This window comes from Nocardia sp. NPDC050175 (assembly GCF_044459885.1).
GTDB lineage: Bacteria > Actinomycetota > Actinomycetes > Mycobacteriales > Mycobacteriaceae > Nocardia.
Genome location: NZ_JBITJI010000002.1, coordinates 840,519 through 863,364 on the forward strand (window position 1 = coordinate 840,519; position 22,846 = coordinate 863,364).

The window sequence follows — 22,846 nt, forward strand, 5'->3', positions numbered from 1 at the left end:
CATGCTCGTGGACTACCCGACCGAGGACGAACTGCGGCAAAACTTCGCCGAGGCACTCGCGTCGGTGCGCGGCGGCGGCGGTGTCTCCTCGGACAACGGTCTAGATCTGCGCACAGTGGAAGCACTCTGGCAGATAGCTGACGCGCATCCCGCCATCCCCGACGAACTGATCGCCGCCGCCAACGCCGCCTTCGCGGGCCAACTGGACGGTACCAACGCGGCCGCCAGGCAGGCCGCGATCGATCGTGCGTTCGAGCAGAACGAGTGAGGGAACTGAGCTGCGGCAACCCCGTGATTCTCGGCAAAGTCACTGGTCAAAGTGCGTTCAGTGCAAGCGTGCCACCAAGATTCGGGTCTGTACATGCGGCGTCGACGCTAGTACCCATAGAATTGGCACGCTGTAGGAACTAGCTGCGATGCCGACGTGCGCACACAACGTCAGCAGCGTCGTAGCTACGAGGAGGGCCAGTAGCGGATGAGAGATCCAGTGCACGAGCGCCGTTCGATGCCGAGGGCAGGTGGGTGGTCTGTCCCGGTCGTGTCGGTCTGCGGCCGTACTCGGAACTGTCCGCCGGCAGGAGTGTGACCAATGGGTGACCCGAAGGACGACTGGAAGGGCTTCAAACGGCCCGGCGCCCTCAAATTGAGTGATGACGTTGCGAAACAGGCAGCGACCTATTGCGCCGATATGCTCGACGTCATCGATCTTGTCGCGGCAGATGTCAGCAGAGTCGTGCCGACCCAGCCCGAAATGTTCGGCCATTTACTCTCGGGGCATCAGTTGACGGACGAGTTCGTCAAGGCCGGCAAGAGGTTTCGTGACGAGGTCCTGGACAGCCATAAGAAGGTTTTGACGGATATGGCCCAGTCGTTCCTGATCGCGGGCAACCATTACAAAAATGCGGACGAGCAATCGCAGACCGATCTGGACGCGATCAAGAACAGTCGGGAACCCCGGGAAGGCATCGTACGTGTCGGGCAGTCCTGGCAGGTCGTCCTGTGCACCACAAAAGGCGATGTATACGGTTGGGCCGACACCCCGGTCCAAGATCCGAGTAACTACCAACGGGCCACGCCGGACGACAAGGGTAACTGGCAGGTCGGCAAGTACGGGGGATTGCCTTCTGGTCTGCAAGCTACCGATAAGGGGGCTGCGATCAGTGCGGAACCTGCCGTATCGCTGATATACGAAGATTTCAACAGGTTGTTTTCCAGCCTGAATGGTGTGTACGCAGCCAGGGATGTGTCGCAGGGCTGGAATCTTATGGCCGGCAAGCTGGACGCGGGGTTCACCGACTTCAACGCGAATATCTCCGGCCTGGTGGACTCGGAGAAATGGACCGGTTACGGCGCCGATAGTGCAAAGAACGCGGTGCACGTCTATACCGCCACCGGCAAGGCCTTGGTCCAGACCATGTACAACATGGGCACGATTTCGCTGGACGCGTACAACTGGGGGAAAACAACTCAGGTCAATATGCCGAGCCAGCCGGCCGCGTCGATGTCCGATCGAAACAAGATTCTGGAATTGGGGCTGGCCCGCGCGGCCTACGGCGGCTGGTATGAGCTGGGCATAGCCGCGACCTCTGCCGCCATCCCGACGATTCCGCTTCCGCAAGGCCCCAAACCGCTGCAGAACAACAGCACGCCGGGAACTCCGGGTCCGCCGGGTCCTCCGGGTGCGCCGGGCAAGGCGAGTCCCGGCGCCCCCGGACTGCAGAACCAGCAACAGCAGCAGGATCAGCAGCGCAAGCTCCAAGAGCAAATGGATCAGCAGCGCAAGACGCTGGAAGACCAGCAGCGGCGGTCACAGGAACAGCAGGATCAGCGCGAGAAGCTGCAGCAGCAGCAAGAACAGCAGCGCGCCACCCAGCAAGCCGCGCAGCAGGCGAGTCAGCAAGCCGCGCAGCAGGCGTCGCAGATCGGGCAGCAGCTCTCGCAGGCCGCCCAGCAGATGGGGTCGCAATTGGCCGCTGCCGCACAGCAAGCCGCGCAGCAAGCGGGCTTGGCCGGACTGCCCACCCTCCCGAGCATGAAGGATCTGGAGGAGCAGGCGAAGAAGTCGCTCGGCACCGCCTCGGCGAAAGGTGCGGGCGGTCCTGGTCCTGGCAGCGCGGCGAAACCGGGCGGCATCGGTCAGACCCTGGACAAGGCCGCCAAGCTGTTCCCGCGTGCCGAGGCGACGACAAACGCCGCCGCGGCCGGCGCGCGAGCGGGCCTCGCGTCGAGTGCCGGGATGGGCATGGGGCCCGGCCCAGGCCCGGGCGCCCAGGGGCAGCAGAAGGAGCACAAGCGAGCCGACTATCTCGACTCCATCGAGCACCTCGAAGAGGCGATCGGTGAGGCGCCGGTAGTGGTCAAACCCATTGTCGAACAATGAACCGCACGTGGACATTTACCGACCTCGAACTCTTTGCCCTGTGGGAACGGGCAACGACGACGTGGCTGCCGTGGCCGTTGGTCATGACCGCTCGGGTGCGCACCCGCAGCGAATTGGATTCGCAGATGCGGCAGTCGCTGAATCAGGTGGAACGTGCGCACCCGGAGTTCATCGATACGGTGTTGGTGACACTACTCGAGCCTGATATCCAGATCGCAGTGCACGGATCCGACGGCAGCGACAACATGAAACCGGACACTCTGGTGCGCGTGTACGCCGTCCGCCGTGGCGATACCGGCTACGTGGTAAGCCAGAAACCCGGTGAAACCTATTGGCACAGTGGTGGATATACGGTCACCGAGTGCGATGCACTGAGATTGGCCGACCTGGTGGTGCAAGCAATTCCCGAGGCCGAGGCCGGTCGGGAGGCGGACTACATCCTGCCGACCGAGGACCGGGCCGAAGAGTTGGATTATTCATTCGCCAGTTCCGTTGTGCAAGATTCCTTCACAGACTCTGTGCACTCGCGCTCCGCACGGTTTGTGGCCGCTCCGGATAAATTCGTGGGCACTATCGACATCACCCAGGGCCGTTCCCGGTTCGGCCCGCGTGGAGTTACTCGCCACCGGCTCGACTGGCGCGACATCGAAGGCGACGGTCGTTACATCATTACCGAGGGGACCCCGGCGACGGCGGTCGCGGCGGACAGCAAGCGGTTCGTGCAGTTGATCAACGGCCGAATCGCCGAGGTGGTCCGTGCCATCAAAGACGAGCGCGCATAAGGAGTTGTTAAGGAGTTGACATGCGTGAGACGCTGTTATTGATCCCATGTTCGGAGAGGGAGCGGCCGTGACGGTACCCAATGGCGATACGCCACAGGAGTTTCCGACGGAATTCGTCGTGACCTCGCTGACCGGTTCGATTGCCGTGCGCACCACCGAGCAGGGGCTGCCGCTGGGCATCAAGCTGGACCAGGATCAATTGCGGCGCGACCCGGCGGCGTTGGCTGCCGAGATATTACGGCTCTGCAAGCAGTCGGCGAACCGGGCCGGGATGGCCCGCCGGACGCAACTGCGAGACGCGGGCTTCACCTCCGAGATGCTGGCGATGACCGGGCTACCCACCGAGCAGGAAGTGGCGCGGCAGGAGATCATCGAAGAGCAGGAGTACGAGACCGAGCCGCAGAGCTGGCTTCGATCAGTCTGACCAGGACGGGAATTCGGGAGGTAGTCATGGTCGACACGATGGACGAACTGATCGCGCGGGTGCAGCAGCAGATGTACCGGCTGCGCGACCTCAACGAGGCGACCACCGGCATCTTGATGACCGAGACGTCGGAGGACGGCGCGGTCACCGCCTCGGTGGACGGCAACGGCGCGCTGGTCGAGCTGAGCCTTTCCGGTGCGGTAGCGAAGCTTTCGCCTGCCGAGTTCGAGCAGACACTCGTCGGCACCGCGCGGACAGCGGCCTATCGCGCCTTCGCCGAGCGAGCCCGGCTGGTCACCGCATATAACGAGGAAAGTGCGGCGAGGTGATCGAGAAATTACGCCGTGATCAGCGCATACATGCTTCTCTAGGTAAGGTCTGACGAAACGCCTTATGGTGTTTCGGGATTGGATGTCAAGTCATGAATCACATTGAAGTTGTTCCAGATGCGGTTCGGGCCTACGGCTCCGCTTCGGCCGTGATGGCAGCGGGCGTCGCCTCGGCGGGCGCGGTGGACCAGGCCGCGACCATCGGCACGGTCGTGCCGGTGTTCGGCCTGATCGGCCAGGAGTTCCTCGCCTCGTTCGCGTTCGCGCAGGCGAACCATCTGAGCTCGGTGGCCGAACTGGCTGCGGTGCACGCGGGTACGGCCCTGACCGCGCACCAGGCCGCCAGCACCTACGAGTCCGCCGATGGCGAGTCCAGCACGGCCATCGGATCGGTCAACTCGAAGTCATGACCATCCCCGGGGCCATTCCACCGCCGGGGGCGGAGCCGCTGGATCCGAGCGTGCTGGATCTGTTGCGGGGCAGTGTCCTAGCTCCGATGCTCGACCAGCCGGTGAACCACATCCTGCAGGACATGGGGCTGCCGAACCTGCCCGAGATGCCCTCGTTCATCCACATGCCCGAGATGCCGCCGCTGCCGCCGCTGGATCTCACCGCACTGATGCGGCCGCTGACCGATCTGGCATCCGCGTTCGGCAGCGGAAAGCTCGGCGCGCCACCGGCACCGGCCCCGGTCCCGACGAACGCCGACGGCACCCAGAACGCTGCGGCGCCGCCACCGCCGATGGATCCGACCCAGCTGTTGACCGGTATCTCGACCGTCATGCAGACCGTGATGCAGGTCGGCACCTCCGCCATTCAGACGGTGATGTCGGTGTGGCAGGGCATGGCGGCGATGGAGGCGGCGAAGAAGTCGGGCGAGGCCGCGACGGACGCGGGCAAGCTGGAGACCCAAAGCGTCCAGGAGAAGGTGGGGCTCACCAACGCGGCGGGCAGCGTCTTCGTCGGCGCCGGGCTGATGTCCGCGGTGGTGGCGAAAATGTCCACCACCCTCGCCCTGGCACCGCTGTACGCGGCAACCCCGGCGGGACAGGTGTTCCTGGCGGCCTCGGCGGTCGAGTCGATGGCCGAGGCGCTCGGCATCACCGTCAAGACCAAGGGCGAACTGCTCGGCCACAGTGCCACCATGACCGCGACGGGGACCAAGGTCCCGATCACCAACGCCCCCAAGGGCGTTGCGGGCGCGGGCGGCGGCGACCAGCTGAGCCAGCTGATGAGCATGGTGACGCCGCTGATCAGCACCGCGAGCACGGCGGCGCAGTCGCTCGGTCAGCTGGCCCAGGCGAGTTCGGCGCTCAGCGCGCCGAAGCCGGTCGTCGACTCGAAAGCCCATGAGGGCGGCCAACTCTCCGATGACGAGAAGGCGAAGGCCGAAGCGGCGAGTGGGATGGGCGGTCCCGGTGCGTTCGGTGGCCCTGGCCCCGGCGCCGCGGGCGCACCCGCCGCTCCGTTGAACCCGTGGCAGGGCACGCGAGTCGCGAGCGGCTCGATGGGCTCGCTGAGCGGCGTCGGTGGGTCGAGTCCCGCCATGACAACAGCGATGTCGACCGGCGGTACCAGTACCGGCGGCATGGGCGGGATGCCGATGTCCGGTGCCGGCGGCGTGGCCGGACTCGGCAAAGACGGTGAGTCGAGCAGCGCTGCGCTGCGCGGCCAGCTGGTGACCAGCCAGCACGGCGACGAAGTGGTCGGCCGGATCGAGGGGGTCTCGTTGCCGGTGGTCGGCGCGGCCGACGCCACGTCGGAACCACCGCCGGATAAAGAACTCACGCTCTGACTTTGAGGAGGGTCTCATGAGTAGTGATAGCGCGTTCGCGAGCTTTCAGTTCGACGCAGCCGCGGCCGGGGAGGCATCGAGTGGACTCGATGTGCTCGCCGACCGGCTGGCCGCGGACCTGCAGGCCGCCGAACAGGCATTGACGATCCAGCCTGCGGGGGCCGACGAAGTCTCCGGCCGGGCCGCGCAGACCGGGAACGAGGTCGCGTCCTCGTACTTGGCGAGCGCCCAGGCCAGCGTGACCGAAATGCGAAAGCTGGCGGCCACGTTGCGGATGCACACCAACGAGTTCAGCCAGATGGAAAGCGACAGCGTCGCGGACTTCAACGCGGCAGGCGGCACGTCCGCCTGAGGCACGGGTCCGCGGAAAGGCCTGTCTTGGAAAGGCACAGCGCAGCAATGATCGAACCACCGAAGCCAGGGTTCACCGGCGTGGTGTGGGAAGCTCGCCAGCCGGATCGGCTCGCGCGAGACCTCACCACGGGGCCGGGTGCTCTGCCGATGGCCGAGGCAGCCGCCGAATGGGCGCGGCTCGCCACGGTTTTCGGTGCGGCGGTGCTCGAATACGAGCGGGTCCTTGCTTCGCTGCGCACCGCGTGGCAGTCCGGTCGCAGCGGCGAGGTCATGGAAACGGTGACCAAGCTGCGGGATTGGCTGGTGGACGCGGCCACCACCGCGACCACGAACGCCACCCGGCTGCAGACCCAGGTCGCCGCGTACGAGGTGGCCAGGCTGACCATGCCGAACACTGCTGACATCCAGCAGATCCAGCAGGTGCAGGACATGCTGAAAAGCATGGGCGCCATGCTCGGTGCGCCGATCCAGGCGATCGCCGCGGACACCGACGCGGACGCGGATATGGCGAAAGCCGTTGCGTCGCGGGTGATGCGCAGCTACGAAACGGCCGCCGAACCATTGGCGACGCCGTGGCAGCATCAGGAACCGCCGAAGATCGCGCCGGAACAGGCGTTGGCCGCCGAGCAGGCCGCCACCGCCGCGGCGGCTGAAGCACCGAAAGCGATGCCGAGCTTCAGCGGCATGCCGATCGGCTCGATCGCGATGCCGACCTTGCCACCGAGGGCGCTGTCGTCCTACCGCGCGCCAGTGTACTCGCAAGCCACCACGACCACCGAGCCGACGATCAAGGCGACCCAGGCCGGCACGACGAGCGCGACCGGCCAGACCGCGCCGATGGCGCCCGGCGCGATGGGTGGTGCAGGCGCATCCCAAGATTCGGCCCGGTTCCCGCGCGCGAGCTTGGCGGGCGAGGCGGACCAGATCGGGCTCGAAGGCGAAATTCAAGCCGCGCCAGCGGTTCTCGGTGGCACCGAGTCGGTGATCAAGGCGCCCGCCGAGACTCGGACCGAGACCGGCGGTGCGCCGTGACCACGCTGACCAACGACGCGTTGCTCGCCGTCGCCGACCGGCTCGGGGTGCAGACCCTGCCGCTGGTGCTTTCGGTTGGGCCGCAACAGGATTCGTTCGAGGAATGGCAGCGCGCGCAGGAGCACGCGATGGCCACTCTGATCGGCGACGGCCTGATCGACGCGCACGGCGAGGTGGCTTCGGAGCTGGCGGAAACGCTGTTCACGCTGGCCTTGCCGGAGCAAGAGCTGGTGGCCCGCATCTACACCGAGAATGGTCCGCGCCGAGTCTGTGTGGTGCGTCGCGGTGACGCGCACGCGGTCGCGGTCCGCTCCGGCGACGACTTCGAGGTGCGGCAGGTGTGGACCGATGGATCCGCGGCCGATTTGGTGCGGCCGCTGCTTGCCGCCATGGATCCGTGCCCGCCCGCCGAGATCCCCAATTTCAGCGTCCCTGCCGCAGAGCTGGCCGAGCGGCTCAATGCCGCCGCCACCTCGAGCGAGCTCACCGACGCTCTCTATGCCCTGGGTGCCACCGAGCGCGACGCCACCACATTGGGGCTCACGTTCGGTGCGACGCACGCTTACGCCGAGATCGTGGCGTGCGCCCATGAGGATGGCGTGACCACACGAGCACCTGGTGCCGTCGCCGTGTACGACACCGCCCGCGGGCGGATCGTCGCAGCACCGACGGTTTCCCCGGATCAGCAGGTCTGGTCGACGGTCACGCCAGGTTCAGACCACCGGGTTGCGCAAGCAGTCGCCACGTTGATCGAGGGGCTGCCCGGGGGGAGGTGGCTGCCTCAGTAGTTCTCGGGTGGCAACTTCGGTTGCTCGTAGTTCAACGAGATCGTTTGCATGAGAACGATCATCAGATATGACGAAAGGTCAATGAAATGGCACTCACCAACCTCGGTATCTCGAGCAATACGGTCGGCCTCGAGGCCAGCGGTATCGCGAACGTCAAGCAGACGCTGGAGCAAGCGATCAGTAACCTCCGCCATTCGGTCCAGGCGATCGACGACGCCGCTCAGGCAGTTGTGAAGAAAGGCTGGCAGGGCGATGCGTCCGAGGCGTTCTCCAAGGTCGCGCAGACCTGGCACGACGAAGCCGACCAGCTGAACAAGCGTTTCGACGCGTTCACGCAGGCTGTCGAGGACGGCAGCTCGCACCTCCAGAAGATGGACCACGGCGCCTGATCAGCGCGCTCCATCCTGTTTCAGAACCCATCGTTCGAAGGAATTGAACTATGACCATTGTTTACGATCCCACCGAAATGAACCACCTGCGTGACGAGCTGCAGAACAACGGTGGAAAGATGAAGGCCGAGATCGACAGTCTCGAAGACGCTGCCAAGGGATTCCACGACAACCTGACCGGTGAGTCGGCCAAGACGGGCTTCGACCAGGCGCACAAGGCTCTTCAGTCGGATCTGTCGGACACCCTGAAGAAGCTGGACGACCTCGCCACACAGGTGGAGAACGCGCTGCACCGCGCGATCGAGGCCGATGGCAAGGTCGGCGACGGTTTCGCCGCTTTCTGACATGTCCGTCACCTGACGGCCGACCGGAACATCCAGTTCCGGTCGGCCGTCTCGGTTTCAAAGCCGGCACAGTGGTTTCAAGCCAGCACAGTAGTTTTCAGGCTTACCGCGCGGCGAGCGATTCGCCGATGTAGTGCATCTCGTCCGGCGTGGTGACCATGAACACGGTTGCGCTCGCGGTCGCGGTGCGCACGGTGATCCGGTTCGGCGCGTCCGGATCCTGGACCAGCGTGACGTCGGCATCGATCGGCGCCGGCGGTTGATCCGGCGTGCGCACATGCACGATGGTGGCGCCGCCCGCGTGCGTGGTCGGGGCGATCCCGTCGAACACCACCACCGTGGTGCTCGGGTAAGGCGCGGCGGGTAGCGGCGGTGCGGCGGGTGCGTGGTAGCTGGCGCCCGCGGACCGCGGTGCGATCGAAATTACGTGCGGTGCATCGAGATTGGTGACCATGGTGTGCCAGGCGTCCGGCCTGGCGGTATGCACGATGGCGTGCGCGCCGAGCGCGGTCGCCCGCAGGATCACCTGCTGGGCGAGGTCCAGGTTGCCGATCACCTCCAGGTGCCTGGTGCCCTCGCCGACCAGCGGCACCGCGATGCCCTGGCCGATCTCGTCGGCCCCGATCAACTGCCCGCAGCCCGCGGTCGGCACCGCGATGTCGGTGAGCGCGGTCATCGTGCCGCGATATCCGGTGTCCGCGCCCCAGCGACCGCCCGACCCGATCGGCAAGGTGTCCAACAGGATTCGCAGCTGATTGCCCGGCAGTTCGCGCAGGCCGGGCAGCGGCGGCTCCTCCGGTTCGAAGGTGGTGTCGAACCGGACAACGGCATTGAGCACCACGGTGCCGGCATGGTCGGCGCGGGTGTTGTGCCGCTGCGCCCCGGGACGCAGCCGCAGGATCACTGTGGTGGACAGGCTCTGCACGGTCCAGATGTCGGCCAGCCCGCGCGGGGCGATCAGGTCCGCGCCGATCTGATAGTGCGTCATATAGCGGCCCTGGTACTCCAGGGACCGCGGCGATTCGGCGAGCTGGTCGAGCTCGAAGCCGTGGGTGAGTTCGCGGACCGCGGTGTTCATTTCGGTTGCGGTCAGCACCGAGGTGGCGATGTCGTGCGCGGCGAGCCGGTTCGCCACCCGGCGGGTGGCGATCATCGCGGTGCGCAGTGCGCCCGTGCCGCCGCCACCGCGCTTGTCCACCGCCTCGGCATTGGCCAGCGGATCCAGCCGCAGCACCAGCCACAGGGTGCGGTGGGCGATGGCGGGCAGCGGGCCGAGGATGCTGTCGTACAGGTGCGAGACGATGCCGGTGCCCGCGGTGCGCGCGCCCGTACTGACGATGTCGACACTGGCCAGGGTCAGATCGAATTGATCGAGGCAGCTGGCGATCTCGGTGAGCGGAAGCAGCTGGTCGGTGCTCAGCTCGCCGCGGCGAAGCAGCGTCAACGTGTCCGGCGGCGGATCGATCCGCAGCATGGTGAGCAGCAGCTCGCCGTCCCAGCGCACGCCGTAACCGCCGCCCTCGCTGAACGGCACGTCGAAGGCGGGCGCCTGGGTCAGCTGGTCGGCGGGCCGCCCGGGGCGCCGCCGGGCCAGCGCACCGCCGATCCGCCCGGCCGGGGTACGGCCGCGGATCGGGAGCAGGAAGATCACCGCGAAACCGATGCCCGCGCCGATCGCGCCCCACAGCGAATGCGTTGTGGCGAGCACGATCCAGGCCAGTGCGGCGGCCAGTACCACCACCGGTACGACGACCCGCAGCGGATAGACACGGAAGAGCCAGAACTCGGGATCGCGCAGGGTGTCGTAGGCCGAAGCCGGGTCGGCCGGTGGTGTCGGCACACCAGTGCCTTCCGGCTCGGTCGCCCCGTCGGGCCTGGTCTGCTGCTCAGTTGTCGTCACGCGTTGTCCCTGTCTGCCACCTGTACGACCACCGCCCATGACCATGAAATCATCGGTTCAGGGCCGTCCTGGAATTACGGTACCGTGTCGATGAAGATGGCTCTCGACAGTTCGATGGAGACCTTGTGCCGGCACAGCTGACCACCCGAGCCCAGGTCAACGGGTACCGATTCCTGTTGCGCCGACTCGATCACGCGCTGGTGCGGCGCGACGTGCGCATGCTGCACGATCCGATGCGGTCCCAGGTGCGTTCGCTCATGGTCGGTTTGGTGCTCGGGATACTCGTGATCGCCGGTGCGGCCATCCTGAGCTTTCTGAAGCCGCAGGGTGCGGTCGGCGACTCGGTGATCGTGTCGGGCAAGCAGAGTGGCGCGCTGTATGTCGTGGTGCAGGGCGAGAACGGCACCAAGACACTGCACCCGGTCCTGAACCTGGCCTCGGCCCGGCTGATCACCGGCAGCAATGCCGAGCCGAACGCGGTGAAAGACAGCAAACTCAACGACATGCCGCGCGGACCGATGGTCGGCATCCCCGGCGCGCCGAGCGCGCTGCCAGGGTCGTCGCAGGGGCCGCGGTCGGAATGGGCGCTGTGCGAGACGATCACGCTGTCGCAGGGCGGTAGCGCGGCCTCGGCCACCGGCGGCACCACGACGGTCATCGCGGGTCGTCCCGCGCTCGGCGATCGCACCCGCACGGTGGGCAAGAACGAGGCGCTGCTGGTGAAGCGCAGCGGCAAGACCTACCTGGTCTACGACGGCAAGCGGGCCGAGGTCGACCCCGGCAACTCGGTGCTGGTGCGCGCGCTGAACCTGCCTGCACACCGGCCGCGTCCGGTCGGCACCGGAATGCTCGGCGCGACAACAGAAGTCCCGCCGCTCGCGGCGCCGCAGATCCCGCAGGCCGGTCAGCCGGGCCCCGGCCCGCTGTCGAATGTTCCGGTCGGTGGCGTCATCTCCGTGCGCGATGTCGGCGACGGCAAGCCCGAGCTGTATGCCGTGCTCGCCGACGCGCTGCAGCCGGTGAGCCCGTTCACCGCGCAGCTGATCCGGTTCGCCGACTCACACGGGATGAGCGACATCCCGACCATGCCGCCGGACGTGCTCGACCGGGTGCGGGTGGTGCATGATGTGTTGCCGATCAACGACTTTCCGGTCGAGACCCCGAAGATCCTGAATGCCGAGGACGCCCCGGTCACCTGCGTGGCCTGGTCCAAGACGCCGGGCACGGCCCCGGCCAACCGCAAGGTCGACGCGGGTGACGGACCGGCCGAACGTGCGTCGGTGACCCTGCTTGCCGGTGTGCGCGTGCCGATCGCGGAATCGGCGAAGGCCGTCGACCTCGCCACCGCCGACGGCACCGGTGATCGGGTGGACGCCGTGTACGTCCCGCCGGGCAGCGGCGAGTTCGTTCAGGTGACCGGCATGGAGCCGGGCAGCCCGCGGCGCGGCAGCCTGTTCTACGTCGCCGATAACGGTGTCCGCTATGGCATTCCGGATATGGCGACCGCGGGCGTGTTAGGTCTCGGGGACACGCCGCGGCTCGCGCCGTGGGCGGTCATCGGCCAGATGGTTCCCGGTGCCACGCTGTCGCCGAAGGAAGCGCTCATCGCGCGCGATCAGCTGCCGTTGGAGCCGCAGCACTAGCCCGTGCCGCCGCCGCAACAGCGGTGTGCGGCTCGCGTCGGTAGCCGTTCAGGATTTGAACGGCTACCGAATGTCAGCCGGTGAACCCGACATTCAGTGAGGCGAGAATGCTGGAGAGCGCGGCGTGCATATCGGGCGCCTCGATGCGCATCAGCATCTTCTCGTCGATATTGGCCAGATCCAGGGTTTCGTCGTTGGCCAGCCGGAATTCGCGCTCTTCCTCGGCGGTCTCGATGACGTTGCGGATGAACCGGCCGTTGCCCGCCAGGTCGACGCCGCGGCGGGGCTGACCGCTCTGGTCGGTGCTCTGCAGTTCGTAGAGCTGGGTGCAGGCGGTGACGAGCAGCGCGAGCGCCTCGTCGGACATTTCCGAGTCCCGCTTGCGCGCGATGACGTTGCCGATCTCGCCGAGCTCCGCCGGCGTGTAGGACGGGAACTGCACGCGCTTGGAAAACCGTGATGCCAGACCATCATTGGCGGCGAGCAGGCGATCGATCTCGCCGTCGTATCCGGCGATGATCACCACCAGCCGGTCGCGGTCGTTCTCCATCCGGGCCAGCAACGTATCGATGGCCTCACGGCCGAACGAGTCGCCGCCCTGCAGGCCGGTCTGGATCAGCGTGTACGCCTCGTCGATGAACAGCACGCCGTCCATCGCGCTGTCGATCAGCGCCTCCGACTTGACCGCGGTGCCGCCGAGGTGCTGGGCGACGAAGTCGACGCGCTTGGCCTCGACCACCTTGTCGGTCTTCAAGATGCCGACGCCGCAATAGATCTTGGCGACCACCCGGGCAATGGTGGTCTTACCCGTGCCGGGCGGACCGGTGAACGCGAGGTGCTGACCGCGCGCCCCGGCGGCCAGGCCCTTCTCGGCGCGGATCTTCGCCATCTGCGCGCTCGACTGCAGCTTGGCCACCTGGGTCTTCACCGAGGTCAAACCGATCTGAGAGTCGAGCTCGGCGCGGGCGTCGGCGAGGATCTTCTTGGCCCGATCCTCGGTCTCGGCCTGCTCCATCGCCTTCATCGACGGCGCGGAGGCCGGATCCCACTTGTCGGTGCGGGCGTCGATCGTTTCGCGGGAGGTGACGCTGATCCGATAGGTGCGGTCGCGCATCGCGGCGGTATTCGCCTCGAAATCCGGGGCCTGCGAGTACACCTTCTCGAACAGTCCCTGCGCCACTTCCTCGTTGCCGGATTCGCGCAGGCACAGGCCGCGGCAGAACATGGCGGTCGATCGGGCGGCCGGGATCGGGCCCGCTTCGGCCTGTTCCATCCGGCGGATCGCCTCGCCGAACAGACCGAGCTGCGCGCAGGCGGTGCCGACCATGACGTTCGCGCCCGCCGCGAGGTACGGGTCGTCCCATTCGGCCGAACCGGCCAGCACGGTCATCACATCGGACCAGCGCTGGGTGTTGTAGTGCATGACGCCGCGGACATACGCGCAGATGCGGTTGTCGATCGCGCGATCGGGGTCGCTCAGCTGGGACCTGCGGTACGTGTCGAGTTCGTCGAGCACCCGCTCGGCCTCGTCGTATTCCTTGTCCGCGATGAGGAATGCGGCCCAGGCGAGCCAGATCTCGGTGTAGCTGGCCAGCGGGTAGTCGATATAGAGGCCGGGCAGGAACCGGCCCACCAGGTCGCGCGGCTGCAGGCCGAGCCTGCGTTGCTCCCGGTACAGCGTGCTCGCGCTGGTCTTGTGCATGTTGAACAAGACGTCCTTGGTGAGCTCGCCCGCGGCGGCGCGGCCGAGCCAGGCGTCGCACATGGTGGGGTCCCACTCGGTGGCGCGCTGGAAGGCGAGCTTCGCGTACTCGAGATCGCGCACGGACTCCTGCCCCTCGATGGACAATCCCAGCGACAGAATTCCGGCGTCGAAGGCGCGTTGTGCTTGGCGATTGCCGGTCATGGCTGTCGGACCCCGAAGTCTTCGTTCGTAGTAGCGGATGAGTTCTTTATGCCCCCCAGACTACCGATCGCGCAGTGCCTGGTCTGTCCGTTACATTAGGTTCAGCTGCCCAGAGGTTGCAACGCACGTGTTGTCTAGGTGAGAGTTCTACGGGTGTCGAAGTCGTTCACTCAGAAGACGTTCCACCCAGTGCCGTCGAGGCGTGAACAATCGTCAGTGGAGAGGCCGGGGGTCCGGGGTCGTTGATCGAGTCACCAACCAGTGGCACGCGCGCCGCTGAACCGGAGTTGAGTCGGGTTTCTGTCATCGGCGGGAACACTCAGCTCGATGTCGGGCTGCCCGCAACCGTGCCGATCGCAGGCTTCATCGGCGACCTGGTGGCCCTGATCGAATCCCGCAATCCCGACCAGTTCGACGCCGAGGACGACTCGGTGCCGCTGCAGGCCCAGCATTGGACGTTGGCGCGGGTCGGCCAGGATGCGTTCGCGCCGAGCCGCACGCTCAACGACGCCGACGTGCACGACGGTGAGTTGCTCGTGCTGCGTTCGGTCACCGCGAAGGAAGCGCCCGCCCTCTTCGACGACGTGATCGACGCGGTATCCCGGCTCACCGCGGAGGAATTCCGCAGCTGGACCGGCGGCTCCGCGCGCTGGATGGGCCTGGTCTCCTCGGTGCTGACGGTGCTCACCGTGTTGGCGCTGATGGTCAATTCGCGCGGGCACGGCGATCCGCTCGCCCCCGCGTTCGCGCTGTCGGGCGCGGGTATCGGGGCCTTCGTCGCCGCGGGCTTCGCCGCCCGCAAATACCTCGACCAGCTCTCCGCCGTCTGGTTGTCGCTGGACGGCCTGCTGCTGTTGTTCGGCGGCGCCGCGCTTTTCGTGCCGGGCCCGCTGGGCAGCGCACATCTGCTGCTGGGCTGTTCGGTGACGATCGTGGCCGCCGTGCTCGGCTTTCGGATCATCGGCGCGGGCGCGACCTTGTTCTCCGCCGCGGGTGCGCTCAGCGTCATCGCGGGTATCGCCGCCGCGGTGTATCTGGTCTGGCATCCCGCTCTGCCGAAGCTGGCCGGTGGCCTGGTGGTGGTCGGCATCGCGCTGCTGTCGATGGTGCCGCGACTGGCCGCCGGGCTGGCCCGGCTGCCGATCCCGCCGGTGCCGACCGCGGGTGGTGCGATCGACCCGGCCGATCATGAACAGCGCCCGACCATCGAGGGCATCGGCGCGATCGGCGCCACCGCGCTGCCGTCGGCGTCCGGCCTCGGCGAGCGGGCCCGCGCGGCCAACCAGTACCAATCCGGCTTGATCATCGCGTGCACGGTGACCGCGGTGATCGGCGCGTTCGGCGCGGCCGACCCGCTCGGCTCGGACCGCTGGCAGGGCATCGTTCTTGCCATCGTCACCGGGATCATCCTGTGCCTGCGTGGCCGTTCCTTCGCCGATCTCACCCAGGCCGCGACGCTGATCGGGGGTGGCTGCGTGACCTTCGTCGGGCTGGCCGCCGGTGCGGCGCTGGGCAACACGGAATTCGAACTGCTCGGCGTCGGCCTGCTCGTCGCCTTCGCTGCGGGCACGGTGGGCTTCGGCGTGATCGGACCGCATATCGAGGTCACGCCGATCACCAGGCGGATGATCGAAATCTTCGAGTACCTGCTGATCATCTCGTTGATCCCGCTGGTCTTGTGGATCATGGGCGTCTACTCGATGGCCAGGAACATATGAGTGCGGGAACCGATGGGACCTAGCGCTTTCCGTCGCAACCTGCTGCGGATGGCCGGTGCCGCCGCGGTGGTCGGCCTGGTGAGCGCACTCGCATCGCCCGCCGCCGCGATCTCGCCGCCCGGCATCGATCCGGGCGCGCTGGGTATCGCGCAGGTGTTGAGTGGTCATCCCGCGCCCTTGGAACCGACCCAGCAGGCCGACCAGTGCGCCGAACCGGCGCTCACCGGCTCGCCGCCGAATGAGCCGCCGATCTCGCAGCGGGTGCTCGATCTGCCCGCGGCCTGGCAGTTCAGCCGGGGTGCCGGGCAGAAGGTCGCGGTGATCGACACCGGGGTGCAACGGCATCCGCGGTTGGCCGCCCTCCAGCCGGGCGGCGACTACGTCTCCGATACCGACGGCACCGTCGACTGCGACGGGCACGGCACCCTCGTGGCCGGCATCATCGCGGCCCAGCCGAGTCCCGGCGACGCGTTCACGGGGGTCGCGCCCGACGCGGAGATTCTGAGTATCCGGCAGCTCAGCCTGGCCTACGAGAAAAAGGATCGCGGCGGTGAGAAGCCGCCCGGCACCATTCGTGCCGACGGCTACGGCAGCGTGCTCACCCTGGCCGCGGCCGTGGTGCGTGCGGTCGATCTCGGTGCGACCGTCATCAACATCTCCGAAGTGGCTTGCAGCCCAGCTGGATCCGATACCGCCGACTCCTCGCTCGGTGCCGCGGTGCGGTACGCCTCCGAACGCAATGTCGTCGTGGTAGCCGCCGCGGGGAACGTCGAGAACAACGGTCCGTGCCAGAAGCAGAACGACGGTTCCGGCTGGGACTCGGTCAACACTGTGGCCAGCCCCGCCTGGTTCTCGCCGTATGTACTCGCGGTGGCCTCGGTGGACGCGGACGGCAAGCCGTCGGACCTGTCGCTGCACGGCCCGTGGGTCGGCGTCGCCGCGATCGGCCGCAATATCGTGTCGCTGGACAGCAAGGGCGGCGGCGTCGGCCTGGTGAACGGCGTGCAGACCGACGAGGGCATCCGCCCGGTGGACGGCACCAGTTTCGCGGCACCCTACGTCGCCGGGCTGGCGGCGCTGGTGCGGTCCCGATTCCCGAATCTCGATGCGCGACAGGTGATCGACCGCATCATCCGCACCGCGCAGTCGCCAGGCACCGGCCGCGACGACGCGATCGGCGCAGGCCTGATCGACCCGCTCGCCGCGCTCACCGCACAGCTGCCCGACAAGTCCGTCAGCGACGGCGCCGATATCGCACGCGCGCTCGCCGCGCCCGTCATCCCGCCCGGCCCCGACCCTCGTCCGCGCCGGGTCGCGGTGATCGGCTCGCTGACCTGCCTGACCGCCTTGGCCATCGGCATCGCGGTATCGATTCCGTACCGCCGCCGACGCCGGGAGATCGACGCCGAATTCGACCCGTAGCGCAGGCTGCCCGCCGCACGCAGACAGCTCGACCGATCGAAGGACTCCATGGCTACCGAAGGTTTCGTACGACGCCCCCGGATAGCGCCGCCACGGGCACCCGGTGGTGAGGTGGCGCTGACCCCGCCGCCGGAGATTTCGCGCGCGCTGCCCGCTCCCATGATGATGAAGCTGATGCCCATCGTCATGGTGGTCGCGGTGGTCGGCATGATCGCGATGATGGCCATGATGGGTCGCAACCTGCTGGCCAATCCGATGTCCATGATGTTCCCGATGATGATGCTGATGTCGATGGTCGGCATGATGGCCGGCTTCCGTGGCGGCTCGGGCAAGCGACCGGTCGAGCTCAACGAGGAACGCAAGGACTACTTCCGCTACCTGGATCAGATCCGTAAGGACGTGCGGCGCACCGGCAACAAGCAGCTGGAGACTCTGGTCTGGAGTCATCCGGACCCGGCCGACCTGCCGTCGCTGATCGGTACCAGGCGGATGTGGGAGCGCAGGCCCAACGATCCCGACTTCGGGCACGTCCGGGTCGGCATGGGCAGCCACCGGCTGGCCACCAAGCTGGCGCGGCCGGAGACCGGTCCACTGGAGGATCTGGAGCCGGTCTCCACCGTCGCGCTGCGCCGGTTCGTGCGCACCCATTCGGTGGTGCACAGCCTGCCGACCGCGGTGTCGATGCGCGCCTTCCCGGCGATCAACATCAGCGGCACGCCCGAGGACGCGCGCATGCTGACCCGGTCCATGCTGATGGAGCTGGTCACCTTCCACGGTCCGGACCATCTCGCGGTCGCCATCGTCTGCGCGGACCCGGACGGGCCGTGGGCGTGGGCGAAATGGCTTCCGCACCTGCAACATCCGACCCTGCGCGACGGCATGGGCTCGGCCCGCATGATGTACACCTCGCTCGGCGAGCTGGAGACCGCGCTGTCGGCCGAGCTGATGGAGCGGGGGCGTTTCATGCGCAACCCGCAGCCCACCCAGGGGCGGTTGCACCTGGTGGTGATCATCGACGACGGATACGTCAACGGCAACGAACGGCTGATCAGCGAATCCGGACTGGACTCGGTGACCGTGCTCGACCTCACCGCCCCGGAGGGCGGTCTGGCGGCGCGGCGCGGGCTGCAGCTGGTCGCCGTCGACCGCGACGTGTCGGCCCGCAGCGCGGCGGGCGTGGAGAAGTTCGCCACCGCCGACGTGGTGAGTTGGGCTGAGGCCGAGGCCTTTTCGCGGACGCTGTCGCGCTACCGGCTGGCCACCGCGGCCCAGATCGTCAGCCTCGGCGAGGGCTCGACGGCCGATCCGGGGCTGATGGCCCTGCTGAAGATCCCGGATGCGGCGCAGATCGACCCGGCCCGAGTCTGGCGGCCGCGCACCGCGCGGGAACGGCTGCGCGTGCCGATCGGTATCACCCCCGACGGCACCCCGGTGGAGATCGACATCAAGGAGTCGGCCGAGAACGGCATGGGCCCGCACGGCCTGTGCATCGGCGCGACCGGCTCCGGTAAATCGGAATTCCTTCGCACCCTGGTGCTTTCGCTGGTCACCACGCACTCGCCGGACGCGCTGAACCTGGTGCTCGTCGACTTCAAAGGTGGCGCGACCTTCCTCGGACTGGATTCGCTGCCGCACGTCGCCGCGGTGATCACCAACCTGGAAGAGGAACTGTCCCTGGTAGACCGCATGAAGGACGCGCTCGCCGGTGAGATGAACCGGCGGCAGGAACTGCTGCGGTCCTCGGGCAACTACGCCAACGTCACCGATTACGAGAAGGCAAGGGCCGCAGGCGTTCCGCTCGATCCGCTGCCCGCGCTGTTCGTCGTGGTCGACGAGTTCTCCGAACTGCTGTCGCAGAAGCCGGATTTCGCCGAGTTGTTCGTGATGATCGGCAGACTCGGCCGCTCGCTGCACGTGCACCTGCTGCTCGCCTCACAGCGCCTGGAGGAGAACAAACTTCGCGGCCTCGAGTCGCACCTGTCCTACCGCATCGGCCTGCGTACCTTCTCGGCCAACGAGTCGCGCGCGGTGCTCGGCATCACCGACGCCTACCACCTGCCGAGCGTGCCCGGCGCCGGGTATCTGAAGAGCGATGCCTCGGATCCGTTGCGGTTCAACGCAAGTTACGTGTCCGGCCCGTATGTCGCGCCGGTCGGCACGGTGACCGGCGAGGACGGCGCCCCGGTCGGCGGCCAGCGGCTCGCGGTGTTCACCGCAGGGCCGGTGGAGATGCCGGAACGGGTCGAGCTCGACTCCGCGCTGGATCTGCCGCCGTCACCGACGAACCCGATGCTCGAACTCCCGCCGCCACCGCCGGCCTTCGGCGCGCCCAACTCGGAGGAGGGCATTCCGGACTCGCTGCTCGACACCGTCGTCAAGCGGCTGACCGGGCACGGCCGCCCGGCGCACGAGGTGTGGCTGCCGCCGCTCGACGAATCCCCGACGGTGGATATGCTGCTGCCCGACCCGGATTGGCGCTCGCCGGTCAACCGGCACGGTCAGCTGTGGATGCCGATCGGCGTCATCGACAAGCCGTACGAACAGCGCCGTGATGTGCTGACCATCAATCTCGGTGGCGCACAAGGCAATGTGGCGGTCGTCGGCGGTCCGCAGTCCGGTAAATCGACCACCCTGCGCACCATCATCATGGCTGCCGCCGCTACCCACACTCCGCAGCATGTGCAGTTCTACTGCCTGGACTTCGGTGGCGGCTCGATGGCGGGCCTGGTCGGGCTGCCGCACGTCGGCTCGGTGGCCGGCCGCCTCGACGGCGACCGGGTGCGCCGCACCGTCGCCGAGCTCACCTCACTGATGCGCCAGCGCGAGGAACGATTCGCCGAGCTCGGCATCGAGTCGATGGCCGAGTTTCGGCGGCGCAAGTTCGCCGCGGCGGCGCACGTGCCCGACGGCGCGGCGTCGGCCGGTAATCCGTTGGCCGACGACCGATTCGGTGACGTATTCCTGGTGATCGATGGCTGGGGCGCGATCCGCGAAGAGTTCGACGTGCTGGAACCGCAGATCACCGCCATTGCGGCACAAGGCTTGTCGTACGGCATCCACCTCGTCATCGGTGCGTCCCGGTGGGCCGAGATCCGGCCCGCGGTCAAGGATCAGATCGGCACCAGGCTCGAGTTGCGCCTAGGCGATCCGACGGACTCGGAGATGGGGCGGCGCACCGCCGTTCAGGTCCCGGTCGGTCGCCCCGGTCGTGGTCTCACCCCGGACCAGCTGCACATGCTGATCGCCCTGCCGCGACTGGACTCCGACTCCGATCCCGGCTCGCTGGCCGACGGTGTCACCCGGGCTCGGCTGGAACTCGCGGAGCTGCACGCGGGCAGGCGCGCGCCGGAGGTGCGGATGCTGCCGGCGCAGCTCGACCGCGACGGGCTGCTTGCCGCCGCGCGCGAGCTCGGCATCGAGCTCAGCCCCACCAAGGTGGTCGTCGGTCTCGGCGAATCCGAATTGCAGCCGCTGGTCCTGGATTTCGGCACCGAGCCGCATTTCATGGCCTTCGCCGACGTCGAATCCGGCAAGACGACGCTGCTGCGCAACATCGTGATGGGCGTGGTGGAGAATTCCACCCCGGACCAGGCGAAGATCATCATGATCGACTACCGCAGGACCATGCTCGGCGTGGTCCAGGGCGAGCAACTCGCCGGGTATTCCACCTCGTCGCAGACCTGCGGGCCGATGATCCAAGAGGTCGCGCAGTTCCTGTCCCAGCGGATCCCGGAATCCGACATCACGCCGCAGCAGCTGCGCGATCGCAGTTGGTGGGAGGGCCCGGAGATCTACATCGTGGTCGACGACTACGACATGGTGGCGGCCGGCAGCATCAATCCCTTTGCCCCGCTGATCGAATACCTGCCGCAGGCTCGCGATATCGGCATGCACTTCGTGGTCACCCGGCGCATGGGTGGCGTCTCGCGCGCGCTCTACGACCCGATCATCGGCGGCATGAAGAACCTGTCGGTGGAGACGCTGATCATGAACGGCTCCCGGGACGAGGGCAAGATCATCGGCGAGATCCGCCCGAGCAAGCTGCCACCGGGGCGGGGCACGCTGGCCTCGCGTAGCAGGGAGCAGGAGATGGTGCAGATCGCCTACCTGCCACCGACCATATAGGGCTCAGTTATTGGCCTGGACCGCACCGAGTTTCGGGGTGCTGCCCGCGATGCGGATGGCCGGGATCGTGACGGGCGTGTCGAAATCCCAACTGTCGGTGCGTCGTTCGAAGAGTGCACGGGAGGGCCCGGTCGCGATCGGGCCCGCGATGCGGGCGAACTGGAAGCCCTCCCTGCGGTAATAGTCGTGCAGTTCGGTGTTGGTGGTCCACGCGTCGAGGCGAACCCAGTCGCGTTCCTGTTGGCGCGCCAGCATTCCCGCGTGGGCGAGCAGATGGTGGCCGATCCGGTAGCCGGCGAATCGCAGGTCGACGATCATGTAGTGGACGACGACCGCGTCGGATAGTTCCCACGGTGACCACAACCCGGGGTCGGCGTGCCGATCGACAGTGATGGTGCCCGCGGGTTCGCCCGCCACCTCCGCGATCCAGGTCTCGCCCGCGTCCAGCGACCGGCCGACGGCTCGCGCGAAGATCTCGATCGGCTTTCCGCGGCCCGCGACCGTCCACTGATCGGAGCCGCGCGCGGTCAGCCACGCGGTGCGTTGCAGCCGTAGTCGGCAGATGAAGCCCAGATCGCCAATTGTGGCCTGGCGGAACGCGATATTACTCATGCTGACGGCACACCTGGCTCATACGGCACGCCGAGCGTGCGTCCGATAACGCCGAGACCCTCGGCATCGCCGAGCTGGTAGGCGAGCCGGTTGCTCGCGGCGATGGAGCGATGGCGAGTCGCCCTGGTGACCCGCTCGTGATTGGCGCCGATGCGCAAGTGGTCCAGCAGGATCGTGCCTGCCGCCACGCCGAGCACGGTGGCCTCTTCCGCGGAGGCGGGCCGCGCGGTCAACGTGTCGCGGTGGGCGGTCTCCGCGTGGCCGCGATCGGCCAGCCGCCGGGTGGTGCCCTCCGGAATGTCGTGCGGTGAGTCGATTCCGGTGGCCTCGGCCAAGTCTCGCGGGTAGAAGCTGACCTCCCAGGACCACGGCTCGTTATCGAGGAACTGGACGACCGTCCTGGCCAGTACCCAGGAGTCCTCCGGCACGCCGAGCCATAACGCGACCGCGGGACCGGCCGGTTCCATCTTCGCGCTGAACTCCTTGGACGGCATCCGGTGCGCGGCGCGCGCGATCTCCTCGAAGATATCGTGCGGCGATTTCGGCCGGTCCTGTCGAATATGGTCGGTGACAACCGATTCCAGGACCTCCTGGTTTCGCACGATGGTGCCGCGGGAAGTCGCTGTGTAGACGAGATTTTCGGTGACCAGCACCTGAATCGCATTGCGAGCGGTCGTAAGCGAGACCTGCATGTGCTCGGCCAGCTCCGTGTGGCTGGGCAACCGATCACCCGGTTTCCACTTGCCTGCGCGGATCTCCTCGCGGAGGAGGTCTGCGATCCGGTGGTACGTCGGACCGTCCGCCATCTTGCTCCTCGGTTGGTCGTGCAGGTAACGAAGTGTACTCTTCGTGACTTCCTACGGCCCGGTAACGCTTGACAGGTGCCTTCAGAGGTTTATTGTA

At 67.2% G+C, this 22,846-nt stretch carries 20 protein-coding genes; 16 read left to right on the top strand and 4 right to left on the bottom strand.

Annotated features, from left to right (window positions below):
- The first annotated feature begins 1 nt into the window (after position 1).
- From ACIBK2_RS09265 to ACIBK2_RS09320, 12 genes are all read left to right on the top strand, one after another.
- Positions 2–268, top strand: a complete 267-nt coding sequence (locus ACIBK2_RS09265) for a hypothetical protein (RefSeq protein WP_396965307.1) — start codon at positions 2–4, stop codon at positions 266–268.
- 321 nt (positions 269–589) lie between these two features.
- Entirely contained in the window at positions 590–2,380 is a 1,791-nt protein-coding gene (locus ACIBK2_RS09270; RefSeq protein ID WP_396965309.1) for a hypothetical protein, read from the top strand.
- Positions 2,377–3,162, top strand: coding sequence for an ESX secretion-associated protein EspG (locus ACIBK2_RS09275; RefSeq protein ID WP_396965311.1), 786 nt, complete (start codon positions 2,377–2,379; stop codon positions 3,160–3,162). The genes ACIBK2_RS09270 and ACIBK2_RS09275 overlap by 4 nt, the downstream gene beginning before the upstream one ends.
- A 67-nt stretch (positions 3,163–3,229) precedes the next feature.
- Entirely contained in the window at positions 3,230–3,586 is a 357-nt protein-coding gene (locus tag ACIBK2_RS09280) for a hypothetical protein (protein ID WP_396965313.1), read from the top strand.
- A 26-nt stretch (positions 3,587–3,612) separates the two neighbouring features.
- A complete protein-coding gene (locus ACIBK2_RS09285) occupies positions 3,613–3,915 on the top strand; it encodes a YbaB/EbfC family nucleoid-associated protein (protein WP_396965315.1) in 303 nt (100 codons plus the stop codon).
- Positions 3,916–4,007: 92 nt separating this feature from the next.
- The gene (locus tag ACIBK2_RS09290; protein ID WP_396965317.1) at positions 4,008–4,325 is read left to right on the top strand and encodes a type VII secretion target; all 318 of its coding nucleotides are present in this window, start codon (positions 4,008–4,010) and stop codon (positions 4,323–4,325) included.
- On the top strand, positions 4,322–5,710 hold the full coding sequence (locus ACIBK2_RS09295) for a hypothetical protein (protein WP_396965319.1): 1,389 nt from the start codon (positions 4,322–4,324) through the stop codon (positions 5,708–5,710). The genes ACIBK2_RS09290 and ACIBK2_RS09295 overlap by 4 nt, the downstream gene beginning before the upstream one ends.
- Positions 5,711–5,726: 16 nt before the next feature.
- The gene (locus tag ACIBK2_RS09300; protein WP_396965321.1) at positions 5,727–6,062 is read left to right on the top strand and encodes a PE domain-containing protein; all 336 of its coding nucleotides are present in this window, start codon (positions 5,727–5,729) and stop codon (positions 6,060–6,062) included.
- Positions 6,063–6,109: 47 nt separating this feature from the next.
- Positions 6,110–7,096: a PPE domain-containing protein gene (locus tag ACIBK2_RS09305; protein ID WP_396965323.1), complete on the top strand. Its 987-nt coding sequence runs from the start codon at positions 6,110–6,112 to the stop codon at positions 7,094–7,096.
- Positions 7,093–7,884 (top strand): ESX secretion-associated protein EspG, encoded by a 792-nt coding sequence (locus ACIBK2_RS09310; RefSeq protein ID WP_396965325.1) that lies wholly within the window; start codon positions 7,093–7,095, stop codon positions 7,882–7,884. Before ACIBK2_RS09305 ends, ACIBK2_RS09310 begins: the two co-directional genes overlap by 4 nt.
- An 86-nt stretch (positions 7,885–7,970) precedes the next feature.
- Positions 7,971–8,273, top strand: a complete 303-nt coding sequence (locus ACIBK2_RS09315) for a WXG100 family type VII secretion target (RefSeq protein WP_396965327.1) — start codon at positions 7,971–7,973, stop codon at positions 8,271–8,273.
- 50 nt (positions 8,274–8,323) lie between these two features.
- Complete coding sequence (locus ACIBK2_RS09320; protein ID WP_396965329.1) at positions 8,324–8,617, top strand: WXG100 family type VII secretion target; 294 nt, start codon at positions 8,324–8,326, stop codon at positions 8,615–8,617.
- Between the two features lie 103 nt (positions 8,618–8,720).
- Here the strand turns inward: ACIBK2_RS09320 and eccE are convergent, their stop codons facing one another.
- A complete protein-coding gene (gene eccE, locus ACIBK2_RS09325) occupies positions 8,721–10,517 on the bottom strand; it encodes a type VII secretion protein EccE (protein WP_396965331.1) in 1,797 nt (598 codons plus the stop codon).
- 125 nt (positions 10,518–10,642) lie between these two features.
- Here eccE and eccB point away from each other — a divergent pair, with 125 nt between their 5' ends.
- Positions 10,643–12,160: a type VII secretion protein EccB gene (gene eccB, locus ACIBK2_RS09330; protein WP_396965333.1), complete on the top strand. Its 1,518-nt coding sequence runs from the start codon at positions 10,643–10,645 to the stop codon at positions 12,158–12,160.
- 73 nt (positions 12,161–12,233) lie between these two features.
- Here eccB and eccA read toward each other — a convergent pair whose 3' ends face one another.
- Entirely contained in the window at positions 12,234–14,066 is a 1,833-nt protein-coding gene (eccA, locus tag ACIBK2_RS09335; RefSeq protein WP_396965335.1) for a type VII secretion AAA-ATPase EccA, read from the bottom strand.
- A gap of 287 nt (positions 14,067–14,353) precedes the next feature.
- Here eccA and eccD point away from each other — a divergent pair, with 287 nt between their 5' ends.
- Genes eccD through eccCa form a run of 3 tightly spaced genes read left to right on the top strand, consistent with a single transcriptional unit; the run spans position 14,354 to position 21,331 of the window.
- A complete protein-coding gene (gene eccD, locus ACIBK2_RS09340; protein WP_396965337.1) occupies positions 14,354–15,784 on the top strand; it encodes a type VII secretion integral membrane protein EccD in 1,431 nt (476 codons plus the stop codon).
- A gap of 12 nt (positions 15,785–15,796) precedes the next feature.
- Positions 15,797–17,206, top strand: a complete 1,410-nt coding sequence (gene mycP, locus ACIBK2_RS09345) for a type VII secretion-associated serine protease mycosin (protein ID WP_396965339.1) — start codon at positions 15,797–15,799, stop codon at positions 17,204–17,206.
- A 48-nt stretch (positions 17,207–17,254) separates the two neighbouring features.
- Positions 17,255–21,331, top strand: a complete 4,077-nt coding sequence (gene eccCa / locus ACIBK2_RS09350; protein ID WP_396965341.1) for a type VII secretion protein EccCa — start codon at positions 17,255–17,257, stop codon at positions 21,329–21,331.
- Positions 21,332–21,334: 3 nt separating this feature from the next.
- Here eccCa and ACIBK2_RS09355 read toward each other — a convergent pair whose 3' ends face one another.
- Complete coding sequence (locus ACIBK2_RS09355; protein ID WP_396965343.1) at positions 21,335–21,943, bottom strand: GNAT family N-acetyltransferase; 609 nt, start codon at positions 21,941–21,943, stop codon at positions 21,335–21,337.
- Entirely contained in the window at positions 21,940–22,749 is an 810-nt protein-coding gene (locus ACIBK2_RS09360) for a GntR family transcriptional regulator (protein ID WP_357386293.1), read from the bottom strand. The genes ACIBK2_RS09355 and ACIBK2_RS09360 overlap by 4 nt, the downstream gene beginning before the upstream one ends.
- Positions 22,750–22,846 lie beyond the last annotated feature (97 nt).

Bases quoted from the DNA above. Each gene is read 5' to 3' on its own strand.
- ACIBK2_RS09305 (WP_396965323.1), top strand. From the start codon at position 6,110: ATGATCGAACCACCGAAGCCAGGGTTCACCGGCGTGGTGTGGGAAGCT.
- ACIBK2_RS09300 (WP_396965321.1), top strand. From the start codon at position 5,727: ATGAGTAGTGATAGCGCGTTCGCGAGCTTTCAGTTCGACGCAGCCGCG.
- ACIBK2_RS09315 (WP_396965327.1), top strand. From the start codon at position 7,971: ATGGCACTCACCAACCTCGGTATCTCGAGCAATACGGTCGGCCTCGAG.
- ACIBK2_RS09355 (WP_396965343.1), bottom strand. From the start codon at position 21,943: ATGAGTAATATCGCGTTCCGCCAGGCCACAATTGGCGATCTGGGCTTC.
- ACIBK2_RS09290 (WP_396965317.1), top strand. From the start codon at position 4,008: ATGAATCACATTGAAGTTGTTCCAGATGCGGTTCGGGCCTACGGCTCC.
- ACIBK2_RS09295 (WP_396965319.1), top strand. From the start codon at position 4,322: ATGACCATCCCCGGGGCCATTCCACCGCCGGGGGCGGAGCCGCTGGAT.
- ACIBK2_RS09270 (WP_396965309.1), top strand. From the start codon at position 590: ATGGGTGACCCGAAGGACGACTGGAAGGGCTTCAAACGGCCCGGCGCC.
- ACIBK2_RS09285 (WP_396965315.1), top strand. From the start codon at position 3,613: ATGGTCGACACGATGGACGAACTGATCGCGCGGGTGCAGCAGCAGATG.
- eccA (WP_396965335.1), bottom strand. From the start codon at position 14,066: ATGACCGGCAATCGCCAAGCACAACGCGCCTTCGACGCCGGAATTCTG.
- ACIBK2_RS09275 (WP_396965311.1), top strand. From the start codon at position 2,377: ATGAACCGCACGTGGACATTTACCGACCTCGAACTCTTTGCCCTGTGG.
- eccCa (WP_396965341.1), top strand. From the start codon at position 17,255: ATGGCTACCGAAGGTTTCGTACGACGCCCCCGGATAGCGCCGCCACGG.
- ACIBK2_RS09320 (WP_396965329.1), top strand. From the start codon at position 8,324: ATGACCATTGTTTACGATCCCACCGAAATGAACCACCTGCGTGACGAG.
- ACIBK2_RS09360 (WP_357386293.1), bottom strand. From the start codon at position 22,749: ATGGCGGACGGTCCGACGTACCACCGGATCGCAGACCTCCTCCGCGAG.
- mycP (WP_396965339.1), top strand. From the start codon at position 15,797: ATGGGACCTAGCGCTTTCCGTCGCAACCTGCTGCGGATGGCCGGTGCC.
- ACIBK2_RS09265 (WP_396965307.1), top strand. From the start codon at position 2: ATGCTCGTGGACTACCCGACCGAGGACGAACTGCGGCAAAACTTCGCC.